Source organism: Nocardia sp. NPDC004340 (assembly GCF_053602575.1).
This window is the reverse complement of sequence record NZ_JBSGDW010000001.1, coordinates 1,283,062-1,309,486: the sequence shown is the minus strand read 5'-3', so window position 1 is coordinate 1,309,486 and position 26,425 is coordinate 1,283,062. Positions and strand designations below refer to the sequence as shown.

Genomic DNA, 26,425 nt, shown 5'->3' with positions numbered 1-26,425 from the left:
CGGCGGGGTCGGCCTGATCGGACCGGACACATTGCCGGATCGGCAAAAGGATTCGAGGCGGGTGGGCACTCCCCGATAGCGTCGGGGCATGAGCGCTCACTCCCACGAACAGGCAGGCACGCACGGACACCAGCATTCCCACGGGCATGCGCACGGTCACGGCCACACGCACGACGGAATCGACTGGGCGACCATGATTCCCGACCTGCAGCGCGACGACGCCATGTCGGCCGCCACCAATGCCGAGATCGCGCGCCGGCTGGTCGGATCGATTCCCGCCGGGACCGAGGCGGTCGTCCTCGACATCGGTGCGGGCGCGGGCGGTCAGAGCGTGGCGTTCGCGCGCGAACTGCTCGCCCGCGGCGGCGGCCGGCTACTGATCGTCGACGCCGTGCCCGAACTGCTCGAGGTCGCCCAGCAGGCCGTGAAGGTCGCGCTCGACGGCGACGACCGGGTCCATGTCGAAACGGTGACCGCCGACGCGGCGGCCGAGGACTTCGGCGCGGGACTCCCCGCGGCGGACCTGGTGTGGGCCTCCCGCATGGTGCATCACCTGCCCGATCAGCAGGCGGGCGTGGCACGCTTCGCCGGACTGCTGCGACCGGGCGGGCGGCTGGCGCTGGCCGAGGGCGGAGTGAGTGTGCGGTGCCTGCCGTGGGAACTCGGCATCGGCGCGCCCGGCCTCCAGGATCGGCTGCTGGGCCTGCGCGACGCGGGCTTCGCGCAGATGCGCACCGACATCACCGGCGCGGTCTCCATGCCCTACGGCTGGAATGTGGCGCTGACCCGGGCCGGGCTGACCGAGGCCACCTCCTTCAGCGTGCTCACCGATCACCCCGCGCCGCCCGCCCCGGCCGTGCGCGACAGCGTGGTGGCGTGGCTGACCGGATTGAGCGAGCGGGTCGGCGAACGCCTCGAGGCGGCGGACCGGGTCGCCATCGCGGCCCTGCTGGATCGCGACGCCGATACGTATATCGGTGCGCGCGAGGATATCTACATTCTCGGGGCCACCACGGTGTTCGTCGGCCGCCGCTGATCCGGCTCCCGCCACGCCGCGGGGGGACATGTCGGTCGGGCGCGATCGTGATCTGGCCGTGCCCGAACCGACACCGTGTTGTGGCCGCAGAACCCGCTCCGACCTCCCGAAATGCCCTGCTATGCGGCATAATTCGAGCTCCCATGGCATAACCCACATGATCGTTTCACATGCCGGGGGAGGAGTTTCGGTGACCCGTACCAAGGAGCAGCGGCAGACGGCCGCGACCCGCGTCGACGATATCGAGGGCGTGCTCGGTGCACGCCGATATCGGCCCTCGATGGACGCGCCTCCCCTGGAACTACGGGTGACCAGCGGCACCAAACGCACCGACGAGGACTGGACGGTCCCCAAACAGCTGGTCGCCGAATGCGTTTCGGGCAAGCTGGTGGTGGACTTCACCCAGGCCCGGTGCTCCCGGCGCGAGATCGACATCCGGGTCGCGGCCGGTGCGGGCGCCATCGTGCTGATCGTGCCGCGCGGCTGGCGGGTCGACACGGACGGCGTGCGGCCCGGCAACGGGACCGTCGCCAATCGGGTCAAACTGCCGCGATTCCCGGGCGCCCCGCTGATCCGGGTCACCGGGGAGGCCGATTCGGGTGCGGTGAAGGCGCGCTACGCCTACCGCTCGCCCATCGGGCTGCTGCGCCGCTCCCGCTGACCCGGGCGCGCCGCTCCGCCCGACCGCACCCGGTATCCCGGTAATTCGGAAGACCATGCGGTATGACGGAGGAGTACGCCGGTTTCGCCCCGGAGAGTCCGGGTTCAATACTGCGGGAGGATCCGCCGGCATGACGCGCTGGCTGCTGCACGTCGACCTCGACCAATTCCAGGCCGCGGTCGAATTCCGGCGGCACCCGGAGCTGCACGGGCAGCCGGTCATCGTGGGCGGGAACGGCGATCCCGCCGAACCTCGCAAAGTGGTGTCCTGCGCCTCCTATCCGGCGCGGGCGTTCGGGGTGCGCGCGGGCATGCCGCTGCGCACCGCCGCGCGGGTCTGCCCGGACGGGGTCTTCCTGCCGCAGGATCTGGCCACCTACGCCGAGGCGTCCGAGGAGATCATGGCGCTGCTGCGCACCTTCCCCGGACGGGTGGAGGTGCTCGGCTTCGACGAGGCGTTCCTCGCGGTCGACACCGAGGACCCCGAGGAACTGGCGCGCGAGATCCGGTCGGCCATCGCGGAATTGGATCTGACCTGCGCGGTCGGCATCGGAGACAACAAGACCCGGGCCAAGCTGGCCACCGGGTTCGCCAAGACGGTGGGCAAGTCGCTGCCGGCGGCCGACGAGCCGCCGCCGGAACAGGACGCGGGGACCGGGGTCTTCCGGCTGACCAGCGCCAACTGGGTCGAGTTGATGGCCCACCGGCCGACCACCGCGCTGTGGGGGGTCGGCGCGCGCATCGCGAAGCGCATGAGCGGGTTGGGCATCGAGACCGTGGCCGATCTGGCCGCCGCCGACCGGGCCGTACTGGCGGCCGAGTTCGGTCCCAATACCGGGCCCTACCTGTGGGTACTCGGGCACGGGGCCGGGGACACCGATATCGCCGAGCCGCGAGAACCGGTGGGGCACAGCCGCTCCGAGACCTTCCCGCGCGACCTCACCGAACGCGACGAGATCGACGCGGCGGTGGTGCGGCTGGCCACCCAGGTCGCGGAGGAGACCTTCGCGGCCGGGCGGGCCGTCGGGCGGGTGAGCGTGACCGTGCGGACCAAGACCTTCTTCACCCGCAGCAAGCAGCGGAAACTGCCCACGCCGACCACCGACGTGGACGAGATCGCGCAGACCGCGTTGGAGGTGTTGCACGCCTTCGAGTTGGATCGGCCGATCCGGTTGCTCGGGGTCCGGGTCGAGTACGCCATGCTGTGATCAGGTCTACCGACGGAAGGCATCCTCTCGATGAGCGACAACTACGAGAACATCCTGTTCGAGCATGACGGCCCGATCGCCCGCATCACGCTGAACCGGCCGAACGCCGCCAATGGCATCGATCAGGCGCTCGCCGAGGAGCTGGAGCGCGCGGCCACCTACTGCTCGGAGGATCCGGCGGTGAAGGTCGTGGTGCTGACCGGCGCCGGGCGGTTCTTCTCCGCGGGCGGCGACGTGCGGGCCATGGCGGCCAGCGGCGACACCGGCGCGTTCATCGAGAAGCTGGCCGGGACCCTGCACCGCGCGGTGTCCGCGCTGGCCCGGATGGACGCGCTGCTCATCGTGGGCGTGAACGGCACCGCCGCGGGCGCGGGCATGAGCCTCGCGGTGGCCGGTGACCTGGTGGTGGCCGCCGAGTCCGCCGCCTTCACCATGGCGTACACCAAGATCGGCCTGAGCCCGGACGGCGGCGCGTCCTACTACCTGCCGCGGCTGATCGGCCTGCGCAAGACCCAGGAGCTCATGCTCACCAACCGCACCCTGCGCGCGGCCGAGGCCCTGGAATGGGGTCTGCTGCACCGCGTGGTCGCCGACGACGAGCTGGCCGGGGCGGTCGAGGCGCTGGCCCAGGAGTTCGCGGCCGGCCCCAAGGCGTCGAATGCGGCGGTGAAGAAGCTGCTGCTGGTCTCCGGGCAGCACAATCTGGAGGAGCAGCTCAACACCGAGGCCGCTTTCATCACCCGCAACTCGGAGTCGGCGGACGGCCAGGAGGGTATCGCCGCCTTCACCGGGAAGCGCGCCCCGAAGTACGCCTGACGTCCGGATTCGTCTGAGCCCGGCCGTTTTCCCCGATCCGGCCGGAGCTCCGCACCCTATGCTCGGACCATGGGTTTCCAGGCGATGGTGGCACGTGAATCGGACAACGGGATCGCCCTCATCCGGGAGGAAGTCGCCGACGACTTCCTCATGCCGGGTGACGTGACGATCAAGGTGCACTTCTCGAGCGCCAACTACAAGGACGGACTGGCCATCACCCCGCGCGGCGGCGTGGTGCGGCAGTACCCGCTCATCCCCGGCATCGACCTCACCGGCGAGGTGGTCAGCTCCACCGATCCGGAGTTCGCGCCCGGCGACCTGGTGGTCGCCCACGGCTACGACATCGGCGTCGCCCACCACGGCGGCTTCGCCGAATACGCCCGCGTACCCGCCGGCTGGGTGGTGAAACTGGACGGCCTCACCCCGCGCGAGGCCGCCGCCATCGGCACCGCGGGCTACACCGCCGCAATGAGCGTGCAGGCCCTACTCGACCGCGGCGTGACTCCGGACTCCGGCCCGGTCCTGGTCACCGGCGCCACCGGCGGCGTCGGCACCGTGGCCGTCGACATCCTCGCCGGCCTCGGCTTCGAGGTCATCGCCTCGACCGGCAAACTCGGTGCGACCGAACTGCTCTCCACCCTCGGCGCGTCCTCGGTCATCGGCCGCCTGCCCGCCGAAGGCGAAAAGCCCCGGGCCCTCGGCAAGGCCCAATGGGCCGCCGCCGTGGACAGTGTCGGCGGCGAATCCCTCGCCCACATCCTCAGCACCGTCAAATACGGTGGCGCGGTGGCCGTCTCCGGTCTCACCGGCGGCGCCGACCTCCCCACCACCGTCATGCCCTTCATCCTCCGCGGCGTCTCCCTGCTCGGTATCGACTCCGCTCACTTCCCCATCGCCGACCGCCGCGACCTCTGGTCCCGCCTCGCCAAAGACCTGAAACCCCAGCACCTCTCGTTGCTGGAAAATTACGCACCCATCACCGAAGCTGAGTCCGTCCTCCGCTCCATCCTCGACGGAACCCACTCCGGCCGAACGGTTCTCGGCGTGGCCGGGGAGTTCTGACCAGCGGCGCACCGTTTCATGTGAAACAAGTAGCGTTGCCCATCGGTTGCCGTAGTCAGCCCGCCAGCACGTCGAGAGCGGCGGACAGGTGCGGCAACGCGGTGGGCCCGTAGGACGAGGCGATCTCGGCCAGCGCCCGGGCCAGATGCGGAGCGATGCCCGATGCCGGGAGGAGTTCCTCGGCGAGGACTATGCCGCCGACTATGTGGTCGGCTTTGATGCGCTGGTCGCGGGTGAGTTCGTACCGCCAGGAACCGATCTGGACGCGTTCGGGGGTGGAGCGGAACAGGGATTTGCGGGGCGGGGTTCGGGTCACGCCGGGGACGTTGGTGAAGACGGTGAAGACCATGGACAGGCCGCCGGGGCCGTCCAAGGCGGAGGCGATGGCCCGGGTGGCGGCGTCGGAGTCGAAGTCGGCGGTCACTGGTTCATTCCGAGGGTGAATTGGGGAGTGATGGGGTCGCCCTCGTTGATGCGGCGGATCGCCGTGCCGGAGGCGTAGAACTCGACGGTGTGATAGCCCCAGGCGTAATTGGAGATGTCGACGCTGACGCCGGTGACACCGGTTGCGCCGTCGCGTTCCGCTTCGGCCTGCATACGGGACATGGCGAGTTCGCGGGCCTGGTAGTTGCCCTGGGTCCATTGGGGCATCTCCATATTGCGGCCCATCTGGCTGAGCATCTGACGGAAGCCCTGGACGGCCACGTGGAAGACGCAGTTGCCCATGACGAAGGCGATGGGGGCGTAGCCGGTCCGCATCAGGGTCACCATGTCCTGGCCGGAGAGGTGGCTGGTGAAGGCCTGGCCGTTGGGGCGGCGGTAGCTGCCGGGGGCCTTCGCGTAGCGGACGGCCGTGCCGACCGCGATGAATTCCAGGTGTTCCAGGGATTCGCCGTGCTGGCGCCATTCCAGGCGGACGCCCACGACGCCGTCGGCCTGGAGGGCGTCGGCTTCGGCCTGCATGCGGGACATGGCATTCCAGCGGGCCCGGTAGGTGGCCTCGGTCAGGACCGGGAGTTCCTGCTGCTGGCGAATGCCGGTGAACTGGAAGCCGACGTGATAGACGGACACGCCCATCACCAGGTCGATGGGTTCGAAGCCGGCGCCGTGCAGCAGCGCGAACTCGTTGACCGACAGGTCGGAGGTGAAGATGCGGTTCGCGTGCGAGAGGCGTTCGCCCGCGACCTGATCGAGCTGCTGCGGCTGACTCGGCTGGTTGGGTTGCATGCTGTTCACCCTCCGTCGGATCCTGGTTGGATCCCTCCCCGAGGGTACGACCGGAACACCCCCTCGGCCTGCCGAAACGACCGGAGCCGTGGGTCCGCACAGCAGACCCACGGCTCCCGCTCGAGCACTTACGCGGTGGCGCTCAGCTGCCGCCCGTCGTAGGCCGGTTCGGCGACCGGCTCGATGGCGTAGGCCAGGATCTCGGCCACGTCGGCGACAGGGCGGACGTCCAGGGCGGCCAGCACCTCGGCGGGGACCTCGTCCAGGTCCGGCTCGTTGCGGGCCGGGATGAACACGGTCTTCAGGCCGGCGCGCTGGGCGGCGAGCAGCTTCTGCTTCACGCCGCCGATCGGCAGCACCCGTCCGTTCAGCGTGACCTCACCGGTCATGCCGACATCCGCGCGGACCTGGCGACCCAGGGCCAGCGACACCAGGGCGGTGACCATGGTGACGCCCGCGGACGGTCCGTCCTTCGGCACCGCGCCCGCCGGGAAGTGGATGTGGATATTGCGATCCAGCACGCTCGGCTCGATGCCGATCTCTTCCAGGTGGGAGCGGACGTAGGTCAGGGCGATCTGCGCGGACTCCTTCATGACGTCGCCCAGCTGGCCGGTCAGGGTCAGCGAGCGGTCGCCCTCGGCGGCATTGGCCTCGATGTAGAGGACGTCGCCGCCCGCGCCGGTCACGGCCAAACCCGTTGCGACACCGGGGACCGCGGTGCGTTCCACCCCGTCGGGGGTGAAGCGCGGACGGCCCAGGTAGTCCTTCAGGTCACCGAGTCCGATCACCAGCTTGCCGGACGCGGCCGCGTCGGTGTCGTAGCCCAGGTCCTTGTCGTACCCCAGGCCCTCCGGCACGAATTCGCCCTTGCTGACCAGGCTTTCGGTGTCCGAGATGTCCGCGGACTCCGACAGCTTGGTGGCCGCCTTGCGCAGCGCCTTCGCGATCAGCCGCTCCATCTGGCGCACACCGGCTTCCCGGGTGTAGTTGGCGGCGACCTCACGCAGCGCCTCGTCCGTGATCGAGACCTCCTCGGCGGTCAGGGCGTTGCGCTCCAGCTGCCGCGGGATCAGGAAGTCGCGGGCGATGGCCACCTTGTCGGCCTCGGTGTAGCCGTCGACGCTGATCAGTTCCATGCGGTCCAGCAGCGGGCCGGGAATCGTCTCCAGGACGTTCGCGGTCGCGATGAACAGCACGTCGGACAGGTCCAGATCCAGGTCCAGGTAGTGGTCGCGGAACGTGTGGTTCTGCGCCGGGTCCAGCACCTCCAGCAGGGCCGCCGCGGGATCGCCGCGGAAGTCGCTGCCGACCTTGTCGATCTCGTCCAGCAGGACAACGGGATTCATCGATCCCGCCTCCTTCATGGCGCGGACGATGCGGCCGGGCAGCGCGCCCACGTAGGTGCGCCGGTGACCGCGGATCTCGGCCTCGTCGCGCACGCCGCCCAGGGCGACGCGAACGAACTTGCGGCCCAATGCCCGTGCCACGGACTCACCCAGCGAGGTCTTGCCGACGCCGGGCGGACCGACCAGCACCAGCACCGCGCCGGAACCGCGTCCGCCGACGACCTCCAGGCCGCGGGCGGCCCGGCGGGAACGCACGGCCAGGTACTCGACCATGCGGTCCTTGACCTCGTCCAGACCGTGGTGGTCGGCGTCCAGCACCGCGCGGGCGGCCGAAACATCCGCGGAGTCGGTGGTTTTCACCGTCCACGGCAGTTCCAGCACGGTGTCCAGCCAGGTGCGGATCCAGCCCGTCTCCGGGCTCTGATCACTGGAGCGTTCCAGCCGTCCGACCTCGCGCAGCGCGGCCTCGCGGATGTCGCCGGGCAGGTCGGCGTTCTCGACGCGGGTGCGGTAGTCCTCCGCGCCGTCCGGCTCGTCCTCGCCCAGTTCCTTGCGAATCGCGTTGAGCTGTTGGCGCAGCAGGAATTCGCGCTGGGTCTTCTCCATCCCCTCGCGGACGTCCTCGCTGATCTTCTCGCTGATCTCGGTCTCGGCGATGTGCTGGGTGGTCCAGTCGATCAGCTTGTTCAGTCGCGCTTGGGTATCCGGGGTGTCGAGGATCTCGCGCTTCTGCTCGTTGCTCAGGTACGAGGCCCAGCCGGCCGCGTCGGCCAGCGTGGACGGATCGTTCATCTGATTGACCGCGTCGATGACCTGCCACGCCTCACGGCGCTGCAGGACCGACACGACCAGCTTCTTGTATTCGGCCGCAAGCTCTTTGGTGCGTCCGTCGGCTGCCGGAATCTCGACCGGCTCGGCCTCGACCCAGAGCGCCGCGCCGGGTCCGGTCACGCCGTGCCCGATCTTGGCCCGGCTCTCCGCCTTCAATACCGCCGCGGGCGCGCCACCGCGCATCCGGCCGACCTGTTCGATGGTGGCCACCACGCCGTAGGCGGCATAGCCCTCATCGAGGCGAGGCGCGACCAACACCTGGTTGACCTTGCCCGCGCGGGCGGCATCGATGGCGGCCTGCGACGACTCGTCCAGTTCGATCGGCACGACCATGCCGGGCAGCACGATCGGATCGGTCAGGAACAGGACCGGCAGGTTCTGAGGTGTAGTCACGTCTTCGACCCCTTCCAAGGTTGAGCGTTACCCAGTCAACCCTGGAGGTATACCGATTGTTCCGCCTCACCGTTCGCCGGGGGCGAACGCGGCCGTGACCTACGGAATGAGGATCGGGACCAGGTAGGTCTTGGCGAAGGCGGTGAGAGCGGCCTCCGAATCGAGGTCGATGCCGCCGGTCGGCTGAAGGATCAGGGAGTGGACTATCCGGCAGACGACCTCGGTGCGGGCGGAGAGGTCCGGGGGTTCGGGTAGGTCGTTGTCGCTGAGGACTTTTCGGAGGAGGTCGGTGGCGGAGACGACAGCGAGGACGAAGGGGGCGGCGCCGTCGGTGGTGAATTGGGGGAGGAGGCGCTCGGGTTCGAGGGTCATGAGGCGCTCGACCAGGGGGTGGGTGCGCCAGCGGGTGACGACGGTGGAGAAGACGGCGGCGACCGTGTCGGCGAAGGTGTCGTGGCGGGACGGGATGCTCTCGAGGTCTTCGAGGAGGCGGCGGACCTCGCGGGCGGTGACGGCCCGGACCAGTTCGTCCCGGGAGCCGATGCGGCGGTAGACGGTGACACGGTCGACCTCGGCTTGGCGGGCCACGTCCTCGATCGTCGTCTTCTTGACCCCGACGCGGCCGAATTGCACCAGGGCGGCGTCGAGGATGCGGTCCTCGATGGTGTCCGTTCCGGGGGTGTTCTTCGAGGTGGCGGCTGTCGGGGGCACGGTTCGAGGCTAACAGCCGGGTGCGGCGATGCAACAATTTGCGGTGATTTGTGGCTGCAACATTGCCATGGTGTTTGTTGCTTTGTTACGGTCGGGCTATGGCTGAGGACAGTGCAACGAGGCGCTCCTATCAGGACGAAGCCCACGCGATTCAGGCTCGGGACGTGCATTTCGACTTCTCGTCGGTGCCGATGCACTACATCCCGGGGGAGGTGCTGGCCACGCACGTCGTGAATGTCATGCACCTGGTGCTGCCGGAGGGGGAGCGGGCCATGGCGGCCTGCCTGGCCGAGGCGCTGCCATTGATCGACGACGAGCGGTTGCGGGAAGAGGTCGCGGGGTTCGTCGGACAGGAGTCGATGCACGCGAGCAGCCACGAAGGGGCGCGGAAACACCTGCAGGAGATCGGACTCGACGTCGAGTCCTATGTCTCGAAGATCGCGTGGCTCACCGATCGGGTGCTCGGCGATCACGGCCTCACCGGGCGCGCGAAGCAGGAGTGGCTCAAGGAGCGGCTCGGATTGTTCGCGGGGATGGAGCATTTCACCGCGGTCATCGGCGAGTGGCTGCTGGAAACCGACGCGCTGCAACGCGCCGGAATGGATCCGACCATGCTGGATCTGGTCCGGTGGCACGGCGCCGAGGAGGTCGAGCACCGCAGCGTGGTGTTCGACGCGTACATGCACGTCGACGGCGGATACGGACGGCGGGCCCGGACCGGGCTGCTGGCCAGCGGACTGCTGCTGCCGCTGTTCGTGGTGTCGACCGCGTACCTGTACCGCCGCGATCCGAGCCCGGACAAGGGGCGCTTCTGGCTGAAGCAGTTCGTGAGCGCGACCCGGCGGCAGGTGATTCCGAACTTCACCACCTTCGTCACCGAGATGCCGCGCTACCTGGATCGGAGATTCCATCCCTCCCAATTGGGTTCGATGGACAACGCATTGCGCTACCTGGCGCACTCGCCGGCGGCCCGCGCATGACGGCCGCGCCGACCTTCGGCCTGCGGGCGCTGGGCGCGGCGGTGGACGTGTACAAGAAGGTGTTCACCACTCCCGGGCTGTCGCGACCGCACCCGTTGCGCCACCACGGCTTCGACATGGACGTCGTCGTCGAGACGGTCGAGGCGGAAGCCGAGGATGTGGTGAGCCTGACCCTGGTGCGGCCCGGCCGGGAACGGTTGCCCGCGTGGCGGCCCGGATCGCATCTGGACGTGTTCCTGCCGTCCGGCCGGCAGCGGCAGTACTCGCTGTGCGGCGATCCCGTCGACCAGCACTGTTATCGGCTCGCGGTGCGCCGCCTGCCCGACGGCGACGGCGGATCACTGGAGATGCACGCGCTGCGCCCCGGCGATCTTGTGCAAATTCGCGGTCCCCGCAACGCGTTCACGTTCGTCGAGCGCGCGCCTTCCTATCTCTTCCTCGCCGCCGGAATCGGCATCACGCCGATCCTGCCGATGGTGCACGCGGCCGGAAACCGCGGCCACCTCGTGTATCTGGGGCGGTCCCGGGACACCATGCCGTTCCTGGACGAACTGCCCGGCGACACCGATATCCGCCCCGATGACGAGTGCGGTGCGCCCGATATCGCGGCGATTCTGCGGACCGCGCGGCCCGGCGCTGCCGTCTATGTCTGCGGCCCGCCGCCGGTCCTGGAGGCCGCGCAGTGCACGCTGTTCGCTCTGAATCCGACGGCGTCCCTGCACACCGAACGCTTCTCCGCGCTCCCGGTACTCGACGGCCGCGAGTTCGATCTGACCCTGGCGCGCAGCGGAATCCAGGTGCGGGTCGGCAGCGCCGAAACCGCGCTGGACGCCATCCGCCGGGTGCGACCCGACGTCGCCTACTCCTGCCGCCAAGGCTTCTGCGGCACCTGCCGGACGCGCGTGCTGTCCGGCGCGGTCGACCATCGCGACCGGCTGCTCACCGAGGCCGAACGACCCGGTCACATGCTCACGTGTGTGTCCCGCGCGGTCGACGGCCCGCTCGTGCTCGACCTCTGACCAGTGAAAGGCCGAACGGTCTCATGCTCACTCGCTTTCCGCTCACACCCACCGACGACACCTTCCTCACCACCGCCGCGCACCGCTACGTCCACGTGGTCGATCTCCCCGGCACCCCGCAGGCGGTCTGGCAGCTGCTGATCGCCGACGACGCCCTGGCCTCCTGGTCGGCGGCGGTCACCGCGGTCGAATGGCTGTCGCCCCGACCTTTCCGGGCAGGCACCACCCGTGTGGTCACGCTCGGCGGCGTCGTCAGCCTGCTGGAGCGGTTCTACCGCTGGGAGCCCGGTTCGCGGATGACCTTCACGGTCGACGCCGCGTCGATCCCCGGTCTGAAGCACTTCGCCGAAGACATTCGGCTCGAGCCCATCTCGACGGGAACGCGGTTGACCTGGACCTTCGCTCTCGAAGGAACCCCGGCCCTGCGCCCCCTGCTCACCGCGGCGAGCCCACTCCAGCGGTACGTCACCGGGACGATCGCCCGGGGCATCGCCCGCCGGGCGCAGCCGACTTCCGCGGAGGCCCGACGATGACCGACACCATCGAACACCGGAACGTCGTCATCCTCGGCGCGGGCTTCGGCGGGATCGGGCTCGCGATAAAGTTGCGGGAAGCCGGATTCGAGGATCTGGCGCTGCTGGAACGCGCGTCGGATCTAGGCGGGACCTGGCAGGCCAATACCTATCCCGGGTGCGCGTGCGATGTGCCGTCGCAGTTGTACAGCTACTCGTTCGCGCCGAATCCCGACTGGTCGCGCACGTATGGGCGGCAGCCGGAGATTCTGGAGTACATCCGGGCTGTCGCCACCGAACACGATGTGGTGCGGCACATTCGGCTCGACACCGAGGTGCTGGACGCGCGCTGGGACGAGGAGCGTTCGCACTGGCTGATCGAGACCTCGCGAGGGGCGATCACGGCGGACTACTTCATCGCGGCGGCGGGAATCTTCGCGGAGGCGAAGTATCCGGACCTGCCGGGACTGGACACCTTCGAGGGCAAGGCATTTCACTCCCTGCACTGGGACCACTCCCACGATCTGACCGGGGAGCGGGTCGCGGTGATCGGAACCGGCGCGTCGGCGGTGCAGTTCATTCCCGAGATCCAGCCGAAGGTCGGGCGGTTGACCGTGTTCCAGCGTTCCGCGCCCTGGATCGTGCCGCGCATGGACCGGCGCACGCTCGGCATGGAACGGGCCGTGCTGCGCCGGATTCCCTTGACGCAAAGGCTGGTTCGCGGCACCTGGTACGCGCTGATCGAGAGCTTCGGCCTGGTCGGATTCGTGGACAACCGGTTCCGGCACCCGTTCGAGACGCTCGGGCGGATCCAGTTGCGACGGCAGATCCGCGATCCGGAGCTACGCGCGAAGGTGACGCCGGACTACATGATCGGCTGTAAGCGGGCGATCTTCTCCGACGCCTATCTGCCCGCGCTGGAGCGGGACAATGTCGAGGTCGTCACCGACGGTGTCGCGGAAGTCCGCCCGCACTCGGTGGTGACGCGCGCCGGCGTCGAAATCCCGGTCGACACCATCGTTTTCGGCACCGGCTTCGAACCGCTCGCCGCCGCTTTCGAACACATCACCGGCCGCGACGGCCTCAGCATCGCCGAGCTGTACCGCAAACAGCCGCGCACCTACCTCGGGACGGCGGTCGCGGGCTTCCCCAACTTCTTCTGCACCCTCGGCCCGTTCGGCGCGGCGGGCAACCAGTCGGCCGTCTACATGATCGAGTCGCAGATCGCCTACATCGTCGACGCCCTCACCACCGTGCGCGACCGCGGCGCCCGCCGGGTGGAGGTGCGGGCCACGCAACAGGACGCGTTCGTGGCCGAGATGCATCGGCGCAGCGCGGCGACGGTGTGGCTCACCGGCGGCTGCGAGACGTACTACACGACGCCGGACGGCGGCAATGCCGGGCTGTATCCGGGCTGGAGCTTCGAGTACCGCAGGCGCACACAGCAGTTCGATTCCGACGCGTACGAGGTGAGCGCCTGATGGAGTACGACATCGACGGCAAGGTCGTCCTGATCACCGGCGCGGGACAGGGCATCGGCCGGGCCCTCGCCGCCATCCTGTACCGGCGCGGGGCGCGGGTGATCGTCGCCGACATCGACGAAACCGCCGCGCGGCGAACCGCACTCGACCTCGGCGAGCGCGCCCACGCCGTCACCGCCGACGTCACCGATCGGGCGCGGATGGCGGCCGTGGTCGCGGAGGCGGTCGAGCGGTTCGGCGGCCTGGACGTGGTCGTCGCCAACGCGGGCGTGACCCCGGTGCCCGCCACCCTGCGCACCATGGACCCCCGCGACTTCGACCGCGTCCTCGGCATCAACCTGACCGGCGTCTTCAATACCGTGCACCCCGCCCTCGACCACATCGTCCGCGCCCGCGGCCACGTCGTCGTGGTGTCCTCCTGCGCCGCCTTCGCCCCCGGCATGGGCGGTTCGCCGTACATGATGAGCAAGGCCGGGGTCGAGCAGCTGGGCCGCGCCCTGCGGGTGGAGCTCGCCGCGAGCGGGGCCACCGCCGGGGTCGCCTACTTCGGCATCGTCGAGACCGCCATGACCCACGACATGCTCGACGCCGACGACCTCGGCCGCCGCCTGGACGCACTGCTGCCCTGGCCGCTGAGCGTGCGCATCACCGCCGACCAGGCCGCCCGCACCATCGCCGACGGCATCGCGCACCGTGCCGCCCGCACCATCGCACCACGCGGATGGACGCCCTACGCCCTGCTGCGCGGCGCGATCAATGTCGTGCTCGACGGCCGCCTGGCCGCGAATCCCACTGTCCACCAGCTCATTCACGCGATCGAGGACCGCCGATGACCGACACCCTGCCCGCGGCCTTCCAGCACACCGCCGCCATCGACCCCGACGCGATCGCCCTCCGCACTCCCGGCGACACCCTGACTCTGACCTGGCGGGACTACGCCCGTCAGGTGCGGGAGGTCGCCGCCGGACTCGCCGCCATCGGCGTCACGCGTGGGGACACCGTGGCGTTGATGATGAGCAACCGGGTCGAGTTCTATCCCCTCGAAGTCGGTGCGCAGCATCTGGGAGCGACCTCGTTCTCGGTGTACAACACACTGCCCGCCGAGCAGCTGGCGTACGTGCTCGGGAACGCGGGAGCGCGAATCGTGCTGTGCGAGTCGCAGTATGTGGAGCGGTTGCGGAGCTGCGGGGTCGCACTCGATCGGATCATCTGCGTGGACGACGCACCCGACGGGACCATGACGGTCGCCGAGCTGATCGCCGCCGGGGCCGCGGATTTCGACTTCGAGGCCGCATGGCGGGCCGTCCGCCCGGAGGACATCGCCACCCTGATCTACACGTCCGGGACCACCGGCAATCCCAAGGGCGTGGAGACCACGCACGCCAATCTGCTGTTCCAGGTGCGCGGGATCGCCGAGGTGCTGGGGTTCGTCTTCGGCGACACCATCACCTCGTTCATGCCGACCGCGCACATCGCCGACCGGCTCACCGCGCTGTACGTGCAGGAAGTGCTGGGCACCCAGGTGACCTGCGTCCGCGACGCCAAGGAGATCGCGCCCGCACTGGTCGATCTGAAGCCGACCGTGTGGGGTGCGGTGCCCCGCGTGTGGGAGAAGCTGAAGGCCGCAATCGAATTCAAGGTAGCCAACGAACCGGATGTGGATCGGCGGTCGGCGATGGAGTGGGCGCTGTCGGTGGCGGCCACCCGCAGCGGCTACCAGCTGGCCGGCGCAGCCGTGCCCGAGGACGTCGCCGCGGACTGGAAGCGTGCCGACGACCTGGTGCTGCGGCACCTGCGGGCCGCTCTGGGATTCGACCGGCTGCGCTGGGCGTTGTCGGGAGCCGCGCCGATTCCACCGCAGACCCTGGGATTCTTTGCCGGACTGGGTATTCCGATCGCGGAGATCTGGGGCATGTCGGAGCTGTCGTGCATCTGCAGCGTCTCCCATCCGGACGACGCGAAACTCGGCACGGTCGGAAAACTGTTGCCCGGCATGGCGGCCCGACACACCGCCGACGGTGAGCTCCAGGTGCGCGGACCACTGGTGATGAAGGGGTATCGAGGGCTGCCCGAGCAGACCGCGGAGGCGATCGACGCGGAGGGCTGGCTGTCCACCGGCGACATCATCACCGTCGACGCGGACGGATTCCTGACGGTCGTGGACCGCAAGAAGGAACTGATCATCAACGCGGCGGGCAAGAACATGTCGCCCACACACATCGAGAACACGGTGAAGGCCGCCACCCCGCTGATCGGGGCCATGGCGGTGATCGGTGACGGGCGGCCGTACAACACGGCGCTGATCGTGCTCGACGAGGAGACCGGGGAACGATTCGCCGACCCGGCGGTGCTCGAGGCGATCTCGGCCGGGGTGACCGCCGGGAACGAACGCCTGTCCCGGGTGGAGCAGATCAAGCGGTTCGTGGTGCTGCCGACCTTCTGGGAGGCGGGCGGCGACGAGATCACGCTGACCATGAAGCTCAAGCGCAAGGCCATCGCCGCCAAGTACGCGAAGGAGATCGACGAACTCTACGAAGTCAGGGGTTGACGCGGTTGGCTAACTCGATTAGCTTTATGGCTATCGCAGTTAGCTACTCCCAGAGAGCGACAGGACCATGACGCAGTACGTGGACATCGACGGCGGCCGGATCGCATACGACGAGCAGGGCACCGGCCCGCTGGTGGTGCTGTCCCACGGCATGGGCATCGACCGCACCGTGAACCGGCACCTCGCCCCGCTGCTGGCGGCGGCCGGATACCGGGTGATCAACACCGATATGCGCGGCCACGGCGAATCCAGCCTGGACTGGGCGTCGGAGACCGGGAAGGCGGCCATCAGCCGCACCGACGTCGCCCACGACCTGCTGGCCGTCATCGAGAAGCTGGGCGGCGGCCCCGCCATCGTGGTGGGCCACTCGCTCTCGGGCGGATCGGCCACCATCGCCGCCGCGCTGCGGCCCGACCTGGTGCGGGCCATCGTGGAGATCAACCCCTTCACCCTCACCCAGAAGGCCGACGTGGGAGCGCTTTTCACCAACGCGCACCACCGCCGCGGCATGCTCCCGCTGATGGGCACCATGATGTTCAAGAGCATCGGGCAGTGGCTGAAGTACCTGCGGGTGGCCATGCCGTCCCAGCCCGCCGACCTCGACGCCTACCTGGGCGAGGTGTCCGCCAAGCTGAACGAGCCCGGCCGCATGGCCGAGTTCATGAAGTGCGGCAAGTCCACCCCGGCCGACGCGGAAGCCCAGGTGCCCAACGTGACCCGGCCCGCGCTCATCCTGATGGGCACCGCCGACCCGGACTTCCCGAGCCCCGAGGCCGAGGGCCAGCGCATCGTCGCCGCCCTGCCCGCCGGACTGGGCAGCCTGGGCCTGATCGAGGGCACCGGCCACTACCCGCAGTTCGAGGCCGCCGAGCGCACTGCCGAACTGATGCTGCCGTTCCTGAAGGAACACCTTGCCTAGGGTCGGGCTGAACCGGACCGACGTCATCGCCGCCGGCGCCGTCCTCGCCGATGAGGTCGGCTTCGGCGACCTGGCGCTGGGCGCGCTCGCGCAGCGGCTCGGGGTGCGCACGCCCTCGCTGTACAAGCACATCGAGAGCCTGGCCGACCTGCAGCACGGCATCGCCGCGCTCGCCATGGCCGAACTCGACACCCGGGTCCGCGACGCCATGCACGGACTCGCGGGCCGCGACGCGCTCACCGCCTTCGCCAACGCCTTCCGCGGCTACGTGGTCGAACATCCGGGCCGATACGCCGCCACCGTGGGCGCGCGGTTCACCGGGCCGGACGACCCACTGCTGCAATCGGGTTCACGGCTGCTGGAATCCATGGAGGCGGTGCTGCGCGGCTACGGCATCGACGCCGACGAGATGGTGCACGCGCTGCGCACGCTGCGCTCCACCTTCCACGGTTTCGCCAGCCTGCAGGCCTCCGACGGCTTCCAGTGGAGCGACGACGCCGAGCAGAGTTTCGTCTGGATGATCCGTTTTCTCGACCGTGGACTCACCGACATCGGCCTACGATGAGCCGATGACGATGCTGGCCGCACGACTCCATCTGGGACCCGAACGCCGACTCGAACTGGACCGGGTGCCGATCCCGGAACCCGGCCCGGACCACGTTCTGATCAAGGTCGAGGCCGCCGGCGTGTGCCTGTCCGACGTGCACCTCATCGACGGCACCCTGACCCCGCTTTTCCTGCGCGGCGACGTGGTGACCCTGGGCCACGAGGTCGCGGGCACGGTCCACACCCTCGGACCGGGCGTCACCACCGCCAAGGTCGGCGATCGAGTCCTGCTGCAGGCGGGCGAACTGCGCGGCGGCGCCACCTTCACCCGCGGCGTCGACTACGACGGCGGCTGGGCCGAATACACCCTGGCCCGCGTCGACACCCTGGTCCCGATTCCCGACGAACTGCCCTTCGAACAGGCCTGCTTCATCCCCGACGCGGTGTCCACACCGTGGGCGGCCATCACCGCCACCGCCGAGGTGAAAGCCGGTGAAGCCGTGGGCGTCTGGGGCGTCGGCGGGCTCGGCGCGCACGGGATCCAGCTGCTGCGCCTGGTCGGAGCCGCACCCATCATCGCGGTCGATCCGCTGCCGGCCGCCCGCGAACGCGCGCTGTCCTTCGGCGCGGATCTCGCCTTCGATCCGGCCGATCCGGACCTGCGCGCCAAGATCTTCCAGGCCAGCGGCACCGGTCTGGCCGCGGCCTTCGACTTCGCGGGCGTGGCGCCGGTGCGCGAACAGGCGGTCACCTGCCTCGCGCCGCAGGGCCGCCTGGTGCTGGTCGGGCTCACCGACAAGCCGATCACCATCACCGGCGGCACCGCGTTCAGCTTCTTCCAGCAGCAGCTGCGCGGACACTACGGGTCCGCGCCGGAGCACGTCACCCAGCTGGTGAAACTCCAAGGGCTGCAACGAATCGACTTCGCGCGCTCGGTGAGCGCCGTGGTGCCGCTCGCCGACGCCCCCAAGGCCGTGCACGCCCTGGAGGCCAAGGAAGGCAACCCGATCCGGATCGTGCTGAAGCCGTAGGCGGCGCGAGGGTCTTTCCCCGTCAACCCAGCCGACGTTGGAAGACGTTGGCGGACCGGCCGTTCGAGAGGTCGACGGTGTAGACCCCCAGGTCCGCGGATGAGGGGGTCAGGTCCAGGACCATGAAACCCAGATCGTTGTAGTTCTCGTACAGCGCGCCATTGGGGCCGCTCTTGCCGCCCGAGGACGGTTCGCCGTGCACGGATTTCGCGGCCGCGCCGGAGATGATCTGCCGGGTGCCCTTCGACGCCGTGGTGGGTTCGAGCACCTGCAGCGAATGGTCGTGACCCGAGAGCAGGAACTGGCAGCGGCCGACCACGTGCGCCTCGAAGAACTCCCGCGCGTGGCGGCCGTCGATCGGGTCGATGGTCAATCCGTCGTATTCACCAGCGTTCCCGTGCGGCCCGTTGTTGCGGTACGGGTGGTGGGTGCAGGCGATCTTCCAGGGCGCGGGGGATTCGTCGAGGGCGCGGTCCAGCCAGGCCGCCTGCTCGGTCATGAACTGGCCGTCGGCCGCCCAGTACGGCTGGAAGAGCGGGGGCAGGTAGGCGGCGACGGGGTTCAGGTCGAGCACGAAGAACTCGACGACCGGGTTCTCCTGCGGAACCCGCACCGAGTAGTAGCGCGACGGCATGAACCAGCGGGCCGAGCGGGCGTGATAGGCGACCTCGTGATCGCCGCGCAGCAGCCAGCCGCCGTCGCCGGGCAGGATCGAGGAGTTGTCGTGATTGCCCTGCACCATGAGCCAGGGGAAGTCGAGGTCGTGGTTGGGGTTCTCGAACTTGGCCGCGAACTGGGCGTCGTCGTCGGCCCACGGGCCCTGCTCGTAGACATTGTCGCCGAGGGCGAGGGCGAGCGAGAACGGGTCGCGCGCATGCTGTTCGCGCATGGCGTCGGCGACCTGCCACTGCGGGCGCGCGCCGGTGCCCGCGTCGCCGGTGACGAGCACGCGCAGCCGCTGCGCGTCGGGGAAGGCGAATTTGCCGACGGGCGGGGCGTTCTCGGCATGGGCGGGCGCCGCGCCCACGGTCAGCGCCGCGGCGCCGCCCACTGCCGCGGCGGCGGTGCCCCCGATGAAGGCCCGACGATCGACGGTCATGCTCTGCTCCCTGCCTGTCACCCTGGACTCCCTGGCTGCCACCCTGGTCAGTTGACCAGTATTCCGAACTCCCGGACCCGCCGCAGAGTACGTCGCCATGACCCCGCCCACACCGGCGCGACACGACACGTTCGTCCAGGCCAGGACCTTTTGACAGCGACTCGACCCGATGAGAGTGTTGGGGATCTGATTTCTCACCACGAGCTCGGCCGTAGGGGGACCCCGCAATGACGACACTGGCCTCGGGCCTGTTCCTGGATTGGGAACAACTGACGGGCCAGTCCAAACTCGTGGTCGATCTGATCAGCTTCCCCATCTTCAGCGCCATCGCCGGCTGGCTCACCAACTGGACCGGCGTGCTGATGTTGTTCTGGCCGGTCTACTTCAAGGGTTTCCGGGTGCCCGGCCTCGAGATCCTCTACCCCTACCTGCCGCGCCGCGTCCAGGTGCTGCCCACCTTCTCCGGCGACGGCAGGCAGCTCGGCTTCCAAGGATTCATCCCCGCGCGCGCCGAGAAGATGGCCAGCATCTGCGTGGACGTGGCCATCATGCGGATCGGCAGTCCCAAGGACTTCATTCGCGAACTCGACCTCGAGGGCATCGCCGACTACATCGCCGAGGTGGGCCGCAAACAGGTGCCGGGCATGGTCGACGAGATCATGAGCAAGGAGAACCCGGACCTGTGGGGCGCGGTGCCCAAGTCCGTGCGCAATGTGCTCTACCAGCGCATCGAACGCGAACTGCCGTCGCTGGCCCGGACCGCCTTCGACCAGCTCGGCGACAATGTCGACCAGCTGATCGACATCAAGGACTTCGTCATCCGGTATCTGCGGGAGAACCCGGAGATCCTCAAGGACCTGACCACCACCATCGCCGCGCCGGAACTCAAGTTCATGGTCCGCATCGGCCTGCTGGGCGCGCCGTTCGGCCTGCTGCTGGCGCTGTACATGCATGTGCACCAGAGCATTCCGGTGCTGGGCTGGATCCCGCCGTGGCTGATCATCCTGTCCGCGACCGCGACCATCGGCGTGCTGGTCAATGTCATCGCCGTCAAGATGGTGTTCGAGCCGGGCGATCCCCAGCCCTGGTACAAGTACCTGTGGAAGCAGGCGCTGCTGGCCAAGCGGCAGCCCGAGGCCGCCGCCGATCTGGCCCACATCCTGGCCTACCAGGTGCTGACCCTGCCGAACCTCGCGGGCGAACTGCTCAGCGGCCCCAACGGTGACAAGACCCGGCAGCTGCTGGAACGGCTCATCGCCACGGAGATCCACCGCCAGCTCGGGCCCACACACTCGGTGGTGCGGACCGTGTTCGGAAAGCGGCAGTTCGACAATCTGAAGATCGGCGCGACCACCGCCGCGGTGGGGCTGGCCCCGAGCCTGGCCGACGATCCGGAGTTCGCGGCCGCGCAGGCCAAGAAGATCGACGAGTTCGCGGCCCGCAAGCTGCAGCAGCTCACGCCCGGCGAATTCATGGAGATGTTCTACGCCTCCGTCGAACAGGACGCCTGGCTGCTGTATCTCCACGGCGCCGCCCTGGGCCTGGTGGTCGGGGCCGTGCATCTGATCCTTTTCGGCTGGTAGACGACCCTTTCGGAGCAACTCTCCGGCTGCCCTCAAAAATCAAGCACGCATGCTTGCATTTTTCCGGGACGGCTGGGATGCTGACCCCGTGGCCGATCTCGAGGCATTGCTCGCCGACTTCACCGCCGAATGCGCCGATCTCGATCGGCTGATCGCGGACCTGGATCCGACCGGCTGGGAGCGCGACACCCCCGCCGCCGGGTGGACCATCGCGCACCAGATCGCCCACCTGAACTGGACCGATCAGGTCGCCGCCGTCGCGGCCACCGATGCGGCCGAATTCGACAGGCTGGTCCAGGCCGCGCTGCCGAAGGCCCTCACCTTCGTGGACGAGGCCGCCGAGGAGGGGGCGAAAACCCCTGCGCCGCAACTGCTCGCCGACTGGCGTCGCGACCGTGCCGCCCTGGTGGAGGCGCTGCGCACGGTCCCGGCCGGCACCAAGCTGCCCTGGTTCGGCCCGCCCATGAGCCCGGCCTCCATGGTCACCGCCCGCCTGATGGAGACCTGGGCGCACGGCCAGGACGTGGCCGACACGCTCGGCCTCACCCGGGAGCCCACCGCGCGGCTGCGGCACATCGCGCACATCGGCGTCCGGACCCGGAACTTCGCGTACCTGACGCACGGCAAGGCCGCGCCCGGCGAGGAGTTCCGGATCGAGCTGGCCGCTCCCGACGGGACGCCGTGGACCTGGGGACCGGAGGATGCCGCGCAGCGGGTCAGCGGGCCCGCCCTGGATTTCTGCCTGGCGGTCACCCAGCGTCGCCACCTCGACGATCTCGCGCTCGAGGTACGGGGCGAGGAGGCATTGGAATGGCTGGGCCTGGCCCAGGCCTTCGCCGGTCCGCCCGGAAGCGGCAGAACGGCGGGCCAGTTCGCCTGACCCGCCGTCGATCCCGGCCTCCGACCAGAATCCCCAATTCCCACAGGGGCTTTTCTCCCAGCGGTCCGGGCGATGCCGGACCGGCCGAGAGGGAGCGAGCGAGCGCCAGCCTGGGTGCGCCGTGCCTGGTGCCGACCGGACGCCGTTGGCCGGAGGTCTCTTCGATGGCAGTCGAGTTGGCGCTCGCCGCTAACAAGTTTTTACCCAGGCTTTCGCTGCCGAAAACCTGATGATGCCCAACCTTTCTCGATAGTGATCCTGGTCTCACCTACCGCATGTGGTACCCGCCGCCACCGTAATCTGGACGCGCGTACGACTTTCAATGGTGCGGGTCTGCGTTGCGCAGGGGGCCCCAGGGGAGAGGGAGAGGACGCACCAGTCATGTCGCATCAATTGGCGACCCAGGCCGCCCGGTCGACCCGGCGAACGGCCCAGGTGATCCGCTACAGCGCCATCGTCACCGCCAGCATGGCCAGCATCGGGCTGACCGTCGCGGCGGGCTCGTACATCGCCAACGAGATGGCCCAGCGGCCCGGCAAACTCACGACCACCACACCGGCCGGCCGCCCGGCGCTCGCCGCGCCCGGCCCCGCCGCCGATCGGCCGGACGTCCAGCTCGGCGCGCCGATCGCCGAGAAGATCACGCTGACCTCGCTTTTCAGTGGATATCCGCTGGATCCGGCGGTGGCGCAGGTGAATCCGGACCACACCCCGGGCAGCGCTCCCGCGGCCGAGGCGCCGCGTCCGCTGGCCGGTCAGCTCCGGCTCGGCACCACCTATGTGGGCGCGCAGCTGGCCGGGGTCCAGCACGAGACGGTGACCCTCACCCTCGACACCAACGTCTTCGCCACCGTGGCCGACCTGCTGCTGAACTCGCCGCTCGGGCAGCAGCTGGGGATCACCACCGACCCGACCGCCAACACCCGGCTGCGCACCGATGTGGACAGCCACGGCGACGTGACGCTGACCCTGTCGGATCCGGCGCTGGGCACCTACGGCCTGCAGATCGCCCGGCATCCGGTCCCCGCCGCGACCGATGCGAACGTCGTCCACGGAGAAGACTCGGCGACCGTCACTGTGTGAGACTTCCGGTGTGTACGACTACTGCGTGATCGGCGGGGGCATCGTCGGGGTGGCGACCGCGCACCGCGTTCTCGAGCGTCACCCGGGGGCGAGCCTGCTGCTGGTGGAGAAGGCCGGACAGCTGGGCCTGCACCAGACCGGGCACAACAGCGGGGTCATCCACTCCGGCATCTACTACGAGCCCGGCAGCCTGAAGGCGCGGCTGTGCGTGCGCGGCGCGGAGCTGACCAAGGAATTCGCGGCGGCACACCACATTCCGTTCGAGGAATGCGGAAAACTGCTGGTGGCCACCGATACGGCAGAGCACGCGCGGATGCTCGCGCTCTATGAGCGTTCGGTCGCCAACGGGGTCGAGGTGGAATTGCTCGACGCCGCCGAACTGGTCCGGCGGGAGCCGCGGATCACCGGGGTCGGGGCCCTGTTCGTGGCGAGCACCGGCATCATCGACTACGGCAAGGTGACCCGGGCGCTGGCCGAGGACGTGCGCGCGGCCGGGGGCGAGATCGTGCTGAACGCGGAGATCACCGCCATCACCGAAACAGACTCAGCGGTAACAATTTCCGGTCCGACCGGCAGCTGGCAGGCCCGGCGGCTGGTGGTGTGCGCGGGCCTGCAGGCCGACCGGATGGCGCGACTGGCGCGACTCGACATCGATCTGCGCATCGTGCCGTTCCGCGGCGAGTACTACCAGCTGCCGTCGCACCGCAAAGATCTGGTGAACACCCTCATCTACCCGATCCCGGATCCCGAATTGCCCTTCCTGGGGGTGCATCTGAGCCCCACCATCGACGGCGCGCTGACCGTCGGGCCCAATGCCGTGCTCGGCCTGGCGCGCGAGGGGTACCGGAAGGGGAGCGTGAATCTGCGCGACGCCCGGGAGATCCTGGGCTACCGCGGTTTTCACAAGGTGGCGGCCGCCAATATCGGCACCGGGCTGCGCGAGCTGCGCAACTCCCTGTTCAAGCGCGGCTACCTGGCCGAATGCCGCCGGTACTGCCCGGAGTTGACGGTCGCCGACCTGTTGCCACGGGAGGCCGGAATCCGCGCTCAGGCGGTGCTGCGCGACGGTAGCCTGGCTCACGACTTCCTGCTCGAGCGCACGCCGCGCTCGGTGCACGTGCTCAACGCACCGTCCCCGGCGGCCACCTCCGCGCTGCCGATCGCCGAGTACATCGTGGATCGATTGGACGACTCCGTTCAATAAATAGGATTGCTGTAGTACTTTTAATGGCAGCCGTGGGACAGGGAGCAGCCTATGGGCCATTTCAAATACGCGAGTGATGTCGGCGCACCGGTGGAAGTCGCGTTCACATATACGGACAACCATCAGTTCGTGCCGGACTGGGCGTTCGGCGTGGCCGCCTTCGAGCCGGTCGGGGATTCCGACCATGGCCTCGGAGCGGTCTTCGCAGCGACGTTGCGCGTCGGCCTGTGGCATCCCACGATCGAGTGTGAGATCACCGACTACCGCCGCAACGCGGTCATCGAGTACACACTGCGCCGACGCCGGAAGGGGAAGCCGGCGTCGGCGTGCTCCAACTTCTGTGTCATCACCCTGCGCTTCGACCCGCTCGGGTACGGACGCGCGGTGCTGACCTCGGAGACCGAGTACTGGGCGCCACGCGGCGTCACCGGCAAGTTGCTCTCCTCGGCGCTGGCCGCATTGGTGCAGGCCACGGTCCGGCAGACCGAATCGCAATTGCGCAGGGAGATAGAGGAATTCCACGGCACCGATCTTGTCGGCCGGATCGCGTAGGGTAGGCCGCATGATCATCGTGAGCACCGACGGATCATGCCTGCGCAATCCGGGCGGGGCGATCGGCTGGGCCTGGGTCAATCACGCGGGCGGCTCGGCCAGCGGCGGCGGGCCCTCGGGCACCAATCAGATCGCGGAACTGCGCGCGCTGCTCGAGGCGGTCCGGGCCCATCCGAGCGCCGAACCCCTACTCATCGAGAGCGATTCGCTCTACGCCATCAAATGCGCCTCCGAGTGGATCAACGGCTGGCGCAACAACGGCTGGAAGACCTCGACCGGCGCGGCGGTCAAGAATGTCGAACTGATCCAGCAGATCGACCGCGCGATCGCCACCCGCCCCGGCCCGGTCCGGTTCCGCTGGGTACGCGGCCACGTCGGCAACTACTTCAACGAGCAGGCCGACACGCTGGCCGGACAGGCCGCCCGCCAGGCCGCCGCCACCGGGCAGACCACCGACTCCGATGCCGGCCAGCCGGAGCCCTTCGATCCGCCCACCGCACCGATCCCGATCGCGGAACCCAAGACCGAGCCACTGCCGGTGACCCCGCCCGCGGAACCGGCCGAGAAGATCGGCGCGACCGCGCATTCCGCACCCGCCACCCCGCGCCGCCGGGCCGCCGCGGCCAAAGCGCCTGTCACCGAAGCACTCACACTGTTCTGAGAACAGCCTCCGAGGACCCTGCTGCGGCGCGCCTACCTGCGACGATGACGCCGCGATAGAACCAGAAGGGCCCGCCCCCGGAAAGCTCCGGGGGCGGGCCCTTTTCGCGCTGTGGCGGACTACTCAGTTGCCGGGCTTGGGAGCCGCGGGCGTCGGCGCGGGCTGCGCCGGGGGAGTCGCCTGGCCCGAGGGCTGGACGCCCTGCTTGTCGCCACCCGCGCCCGGGATGGCGCTGTCATCGTTGCCGTAGACTGTGCGGTACTTGGTGACCAGCCACTTGTCGCCCTTCTTCTCCAACTCGACGTAGGAGGGCAGCGGCAGCACGACCGGCTGGGCGTGCAGATCGTTGTTGGCGGTCTGGAGCACGTCCACCAGGATGGTCGCCTTGTTCGCGTCGCCGGACTCGTAGGCGCAGCGCAGCATGCCCAGCGTCGCCTTGGCGTGCTGCTTGATCAGCAGGTCCTGCAGGTCGGCGGCGACCGGTTCGAAGCTCTGCGCGAACTCGCCGCCGTCGGCGATCTGCGCCTTCATCCGGGCGGCGAAGTCGGGCAGCGACTTCTCGTCGTACGCGGTGAGGGTGCGCACGAAACCGCAGGCCGCCGAGGTGGCGTCGTCGCGGTCGGCGAGTTGCTGTGCGCGCGAATGCGACTGCCACCAGAATCCGGCGGCGCCCGCGATGGCCGCGACCAGCAGCACACCGAGCGCGACGAGCGCGGCCAGCGGCAGCGACACCGCGGACAGCAGGCCGGACTTGCCGCCCGCCTTCGGATCGGCGGCCGGCTCGGAGCCCGCCGCGGCCTCGGCGTCCACACTCGCCTTCGGCTCGGCGTCCTTGCTCATCGCCACCGTCTCTGCGGCTTCGCTCGCCTTCGGCTCAGCGGTCTCAGCCGCCTTCGACTCAGCGGCCTCGCTCGCCTTCGGCTCGGTGACCTGCTCAGCGTTGCCCTGGCTATCGGCCTCGGCGATGGAATCGTCTTCGGTTTTCTTGTCCTGGGCAGCGTCGTCCGACATCTGATAGATCACTTTCCCGGTGCGCT

Annotated in this window: 26 protein-coding genes; 20 read left to right on the top strand and 6 right to left on the bottom strand. The window is 69.2% G+C overall.

Translation table 11 applies throughout. From position 1 onward, the window contains the following. Nucleotides 1-88 precede the first annotated feature (88 nt). The 5 genes from ACWEOI_RS05765 to ACWEOI_RS05745 all read left to right on the top strand — a co-directional run bounded on the left by ACWEOI_RS05765 (nucleotide 89) and on the right by ACWEOI_RS05745 (nucleotide 4,782). Complete coding sequence (locus tag ACWEOI_RS05765; protein WP_452359038.1) at nucleotides 89-1,036, top strand: class I SAM-dependent methyltransferase; 948 nt, start codon at nucleotides 89-91, stop codon at nucleotides 1,034-1,036. Nucleotides 1,037-1,226: 190 nt separating this feature from the next. Then, entirely contained in the window at nucleotides 1,227-1,697 is a 471-nt protein-coding gene (locus ACWEOI_RS05760; RefSeq protein ID WP_357088661.1) for a hypothetical protein, read from the top strand. Between the two features lie 130 nt (nucleotides 1,698-1,827). Continuing rightward, nucleotides 1,828-2,904 carry a DNA polymerase IV gene (locus ACWEOI_RS05755; protein WP_452359037.1) on the top strand — a complete coding sequence of 359 codons (1,077 nt, stop codon included), beginning with the start codon at nucleotides 1,828-1,830 and terminating at the stop codon, nucleotides 2,902-2,904. 30 nt (nucleotides 2,905-2,934) lie between these two features. Then, complete coding sequence (locus tag ACWEOI_RS05750) at nucleotides 2,935-3,720, top strand: enoyl-CoA hydratase/isomerase family protein (RefSeq protein WP_357088656.1); 786 nt, start codon at nucleotides 2,935-2,937, stop codon at nucleotides 3,718-3,720. Between the two features lie 69 nt (nucleotides 3,721-3,789). Further along, complete coding sequence (locus tag ACWEOI_RS05745; RefSeq protein ID WP_452359036.1) at nucleotides 3,790-4,782, top strand: oxidoreductase; 993 nt, start codon at nucleotides 3,790-3,792, stop codon at nucleotides 4,780-4,782. A 55-nt stretch (nucleotides 4,783-4,837) separates the two neighbouring features. Here ACWEOI_RS05745 and ACWEOI_RS05740 read toward each other — a convergent pair whose 3' ends face one another. The 4 genes from ACWEOI_RS05740 to ACWEOI_RS05725 all read right to left on the bottom strand — a co-directional run bounded on the left by ACWEOI_RS05740 (nucleotide 4,838) and on the right by ACWEOI_RS05725 (nucleotide 9,290). Next, nucleotides 4,838-5,206, bottom strand: coding sequence for a DUF5073 family protein (locus ACWEOI_RS05740; protein ID WP_404204702.1), 369 nt, complete (start codon nucleotides 5,204-5,206; stop codon nucleotides 4,838-4,840). After that, nucleotides 5,203-6,009, bottom strand: a complete 807-nt coding sequence (locus ACWEOI_RS05735) for a heavy metal-binding domain-containing protein (RefSeq protein ID WP_433669440.1) — start codon at nucleotides 6,007-6,009, stop codon at nucleotides 5,203-5,205. The genes ACWEOI_RS05740 and ACWEOI_RS05735 overlap by 4 nt, the downstream gene beginning before the upstream one ends. A 128-nt stretch (nucleotides 6,010-6,137) precedes the next feature. Continuing rightward, on the bottom strand, nucleotides 6,138-8,519 hold the full coding sequence (lon, locus tag ACWEOI_RS05730; RefSeq protein WP_433673527.1) for an endopeptidase La: 2,382 nt from the start codon (nucleotides 8,517-8,519) through the stop codon (nucleotides 6,138-6,140). 159 nt (nucleotides 8,520-8,678) lie between these two features. Further along, nucleotides 8,679-9,290: a TetR family transcriptional regulator gene (locus ACWEOI_RS05725; protein ID WP_433669442.1), complete on the bottom strand. Its 612-nt coding sequence runs from the start codon at nucleotides 9,288-9,290 to the stop codon at nucleotides 8,679-8,681. Between the two features lie 98 nt (nucleotides 9,291-9,388). On the opposite strand from ACWEOI_RS05725, the gene ACWEOI_RS05720 reads away from it, so the two are divergent. The 9 genes from ACWEOI_RS05720 (at nucleotide 9,389) to ACWEOI_RS05680 (ending at nucleotide 18,326) form a co-directional block, all read left to right on the top strand. Next, nucleotides 9,389-10,270 (top strand): metal-dependent hydrolase, encoded by an 882-nt coding sequence (locus tag ACWEOI_RS05720; RefSeq protein ID WP_404204928.1) that lies wholly within the window; start codon nucleotides 9,389-9,391, stop codon nucleotides 10,268-10,270. Next, nucleotides 10,267-11,289: a PDR/VanB family oxidoreductase gene (locus ACWEOI_RS05715; RefSeq protein ID WP_452359035.1), complete on the top strand. Its 1,023-nt coding sequence runs from the start codon at nucleotides 10,267-10,269 to the stop codon at nucleotides 11,287-11,289. The genes ACWEOI_RS05720 and ACWEOI_RS05715 overlap by 4 nt, the downstream gene beginning before the upstream one ends. A 23-nt stretch (nucleotides 11,290-11,312) precedes the next feature. Continuing rightward, a complete protein-coding gene (locus ACWEOI_RS05710) occupies nucleotides 11,313-11,822 on the top strand; it encodes an SRPBCC family protein (protein ID WP_452359034.1) in 510 nt (169 codons plus the stop codon). Beyond that, entirely contained in the window at nucleotides 11,819-13,282 is a 1,464-nt protein-coding gene (locus ACWEOI_RS05705; protein WP_452359033.1) for a flavin-containing monooxygenase, read from the top strand. Before ACWEOI_RS05710 ends, ACWEOI_RS05705 begins: the two co-directional genes overlap by 4 nt. Beyond that, nucleotides 13,282-14,115, top strand: coding sequence for a short-chain dehydrogenase/reductase (locus ACWEOI_RS05700; RefSeq protein ID WP_452359032.1), 834 nt, complete (start codon nucleotides 13,282-13,284; stop codon nucleotides 14,113-14,115). The genes ACWEOI_RS05705 and ACWEOI_RS05700 overlap by 1 nt, the downstream gene beginning before the upstream one ends. Next, on the top strand, nucleotides 14,112-15,830 hold the full coding sequence (fadD11, locus tag ACWEOI_RS05695) for a fatty acid--CoA ligase FadD11 (protein WP_452359031.1): 1,719 nt from the start codon (nucleotides 14,112-14,114) through the stop codon (nucleotides 15,828-15,830). Before ACWEOI_RS05700 ends, fadD11 begins: the two co-directional genes overlap by 4 nt. A gap of 67 nt (nucleotides 15,831-15,897) precedes the next feature. Continuing rightward, nucleotides 15,898-16,749, top strand: coding sequence for an alpha/beta fold hydrolase (locus tag ACWEOI_RS05690; protein ID WP_433669454.1), 852 nt, complete (start codon nucleotides 15,898-15,900; stop codon nucleotides 16,747-16,749). Continuing rightward, a complete protein-coding gene (locus ACWEOI_RS05685) occupies nucleotides 16,742-17,314 on the top strand; it encodes a WHG domain-containing protein (RefSeq protein WP_433669456.1) in 573 nt (190 codons plus the stop codon). Before ACWEOI_RS05690 ends, ACWEOI_RS05685 begins: the two co-directional genes overlap by 8 nt. A 4-nt stretch (nucleotides 17,315-17,318) precedes the next feature. Next, nucleotides 17,319-18,326, top strand: coding sequence for a zinc-binding dehydrogenase (locus ACWEOI_RS05680; RefSeq protein ID WP_433669458.1), 1,008 nt, complete (start codon nucleotides 17,319-17,321; stop codon nucleotides 18,324-18,326). Nucleotides 18,327-18,348: 22 nt separating this feature from the next. Here the strand turns inward: ACWEOI_RS05680 and ACWEOI_RS05675 are convergent, their stop codons facing one another. Further along, nucleotides 18,349-19,425: a metallophosphoesterase gene (locus tag ACWEOI_RS05675; protein ID WP_452359030.1), complete on the bottom strand. Its 1,077-nt coding sequence runs from the start codon at nucleotides 19,423-19,425 to the stop codon at nucleotides 18,349-18,351. A 227-nt stretch (nucleotides 19,426-19,652) separates the two neighbouring features. Between ACWEOI_RS05675 and ACWEOI_RS05670 the strand changes: the two genes are divergently transcribed. From ACWEOI_RS05670 to ACWEOI_RS05645, 6 genes are all read left to right on the top strand, one after another. Further along, on the top strand, nucleotides 19,653-21,008 hold the full coding sequence (locus tag ACWEOI_RS05670; protein WP_433669462.1) for a hypothetical protein: 1,356 nt from the start codon (nucleotides 19,653-19,655) through the stop codon (nucleotides 21,006-21,008). A gap of 88 nt (nucleotides 21,009-21,096) precedes the next feature. Beyond that, nucleotides 21,097-21,888 (top strand): TIGR03084 family metal-binding protein, encoded by a 792-nt coding sequence (locus ACWEOI_RS05665; RefSeq protein ID WP_452359029.1) that lies wholly within the window; start codon nucleotides 21,097-21,099, stop codon nucleotides 21,886-21,888. A gap of 381 nt (nucleotides 21,889-22,269) precedes the next feature. Beyond that, the gene (locus ACWEOI_RS05660; protein WP_452359028.1) at nucleotides 22,270-22,971 is read left to right on the top strand and encodes a hypothetical protein; all 702 of its coding nucleotides are present in this window, start codon (nucleotides 22,270-22,272) and stop codon (nucleotides 22,969-22,971) included. A 10-nt stretch (nucleotides 22,972-22,981) separates the two neighbouring features. Then, entirely contained in the window at nucleotides 22,982-24,175 is a 1,194-nt protein-coding gene (gene lhgO / locus ACWEOI_RS05655; RefSeq protein WP_452359027.1) for an L-2-hydroxyglutarate oxidase, read from the top strand. 51 nt (nucleotides 24,176-24,226) lie between these two features. After that, entirely contained in the window at nucleotides 24,227-24,727 is a 501-nt protein-coding gene (locus tag ACWEOI_RS05650; protein ID WP_433669469.1) for an SRPBCC family protein, read from the top strand. 10 nt (nucleotides 24,728-24,737) lie between these two features. Beyond that, the gene (locus ACWEOI_RS05645; protein WP_433669470.1) at nucleotides 24,738-25,388 is read left to right on the top strand and encodes an RNase H family protein; all 651 of its coding nucleotides are present in this window, start codon (nucleotides 24,738-24,740) and stop codon (nucleotides 25,386-25,388) included. A 123-nt stretch (nucleotides 25,389-25,511) separates the two neighbouring features. Here ACWEOI_RS05645 and ACWEOI_RS05640 read toward each other — a convergent pair whose 3' ends face one another. Continuing rightward, a complete protein-coding gene (locus ACWEOI_RS05640; protein ID WP_433669471.1) occupies nucleotides 25,512-26,399 on the bottom strand; it encodes a hypothetical protein in 888 nt (295 codons plus the stop codon). Between the last annotated feature and the right edge of the window lie 26 nt (nucleotides 26,400-26,425).

Bases quoted from the DNA above. Each gene is read 5' to 3' on its own strand.
- ACWEOI_RS05765 (WP_452359038.1), top strand. From the start codon at position 89: ATGAGCGCTCACTCCCACGAACAGGCAGGCACGCACGGACACCAGCAT.
- ACWEOI_RS05755 (WP_452359037.1), top strand. From the start codon at position 1,828: ATGACGCGCTGGCTGCTGCACGTCGACCTCGACCAATTCCAGGCCGCG.
- ACWEOI_RS05750 (WP_357088656.1), top strand. From the start codon at position 2,935: ATGAGCGACAACTACGAGAACATCCTGTTCGAGCATGACGGCCCGATC.
- ACWEOI_RS05745 (WP_452359036.1), top strand. From the start codon at position 3,790: ATGGGTTTCCAGGCGATGGTGGCACGTGAATCGGACAACGGGATCGCC.
- ACWEOI_RS05735 (WP_433669440.1), bottom strand. From the start codon at position 6,009: ATGCAACCCAACCAGCCGAGTCAGCCGCAGCAGCTCGATCAGGTCGCG.
- lon (WP_433673527.1), bottom strand. From the start codon at position 8,519: ATGGTCGTGCCGATCGAACTGGACGAGTCGTCGCAGGCCGCCATCGAT.
- ACWEOI_RS05720 (WP_404204928.1), top strand. From the start codon at position 9,389: ATGGCTGAGGACAGTGCAACGAGGCGCTCCTATCAGGACGAAGCCCAC.
- ACWEOI_RS05715 (WP_452359035.1), top strand. From the start codon at position 10,267: ATGACGGCCGCGCCGACCTTCGGCCTGCGGGCGCTGGGCGCGGCGGTG.
- ACWEOI_RS05710 (WP_452359034.1), top strand. From the start codon at position 11,313: ATGCTCACTCGCTTTCCGCTCACACCCACCGACGACACCTTCCTCACC.
- ACWEOI_RS05705 (WP_452359033.1), top strand. From the start codon at position 11,819: ATGACCGACACCATCGAACACCGGAACGTCGTCATCCTCGGCGCGGGC.
- ACWEOI_RS05700 (WP_452359032.1), top strand. From the start codon at position 13,282: ATGGAGTACGACATCGACGGCAAGGTCGTCCTGATCACCGGCGCGGGA.
- fadD11 (WP_452359031.1), top strand. From the start codon at position 14,112: ATGACCGACACCCTGCCCGCGGCCTTCCAGCACACCGCCGCCATCGAC.
- ACWEOI_RS05690 (WP_433669454.1), top strand. From the start codon at position 15,898: ATGACGCAGTACGTGGACATCGACGGCGGCCGGATCGCATACGACGAG.
- ACWEOI_RS05680 (WP_433669458.1), top strand. From the start codon at position 17,319: ATGACGATGCTGGCCGCACGACTCCATCTGGGACCCGAACGCCGACTC.
- ACWEOI_RS05675 (WP_452359030.1), bottom strand. From the start codon at position 19,425: ATGACCGTCGATCGTCGGGCCTTCATCGGGGGCACCGCCGCCGCGGCA.
- ACWEOI_RS05670 (WP_433669462.1), top strand. From the start codon at position 19,653: ATGACGACACTGGCCTCGGGCCTGTTCCTGGATTGGGAACAACTGACG.
- ACWEOI_RS05660 (WP_452359028.1), top strand. From the start codon at position 22,270: ATGTCGCATCAATTGGCGACCCAGGCCGCCCGGTCGACCCGGCGAACG.
- ACWEOI_RS05650 (WP_433669469.1), top strand. From the start codon at position 24,227: ATGGGCCATTTCAAATACGCGAGTGATGTCGGCGCACCGGTGGAAGTC.
- ACWEOI_RS05645 (WP_433669470.1), top strand. From the start codon at position 24,738: ATGATCATCGTGAGCACCGACGGATCATGCCTGCGCAATCCGGGCGGG.
- ACWEOI_RS05640 (WP_433669471.1), bottom strand. From the start codon at position 26,399: ATGTCGGACGACGCTGCCCAGGACAAGAAAACCGAAGACGATTCCATC.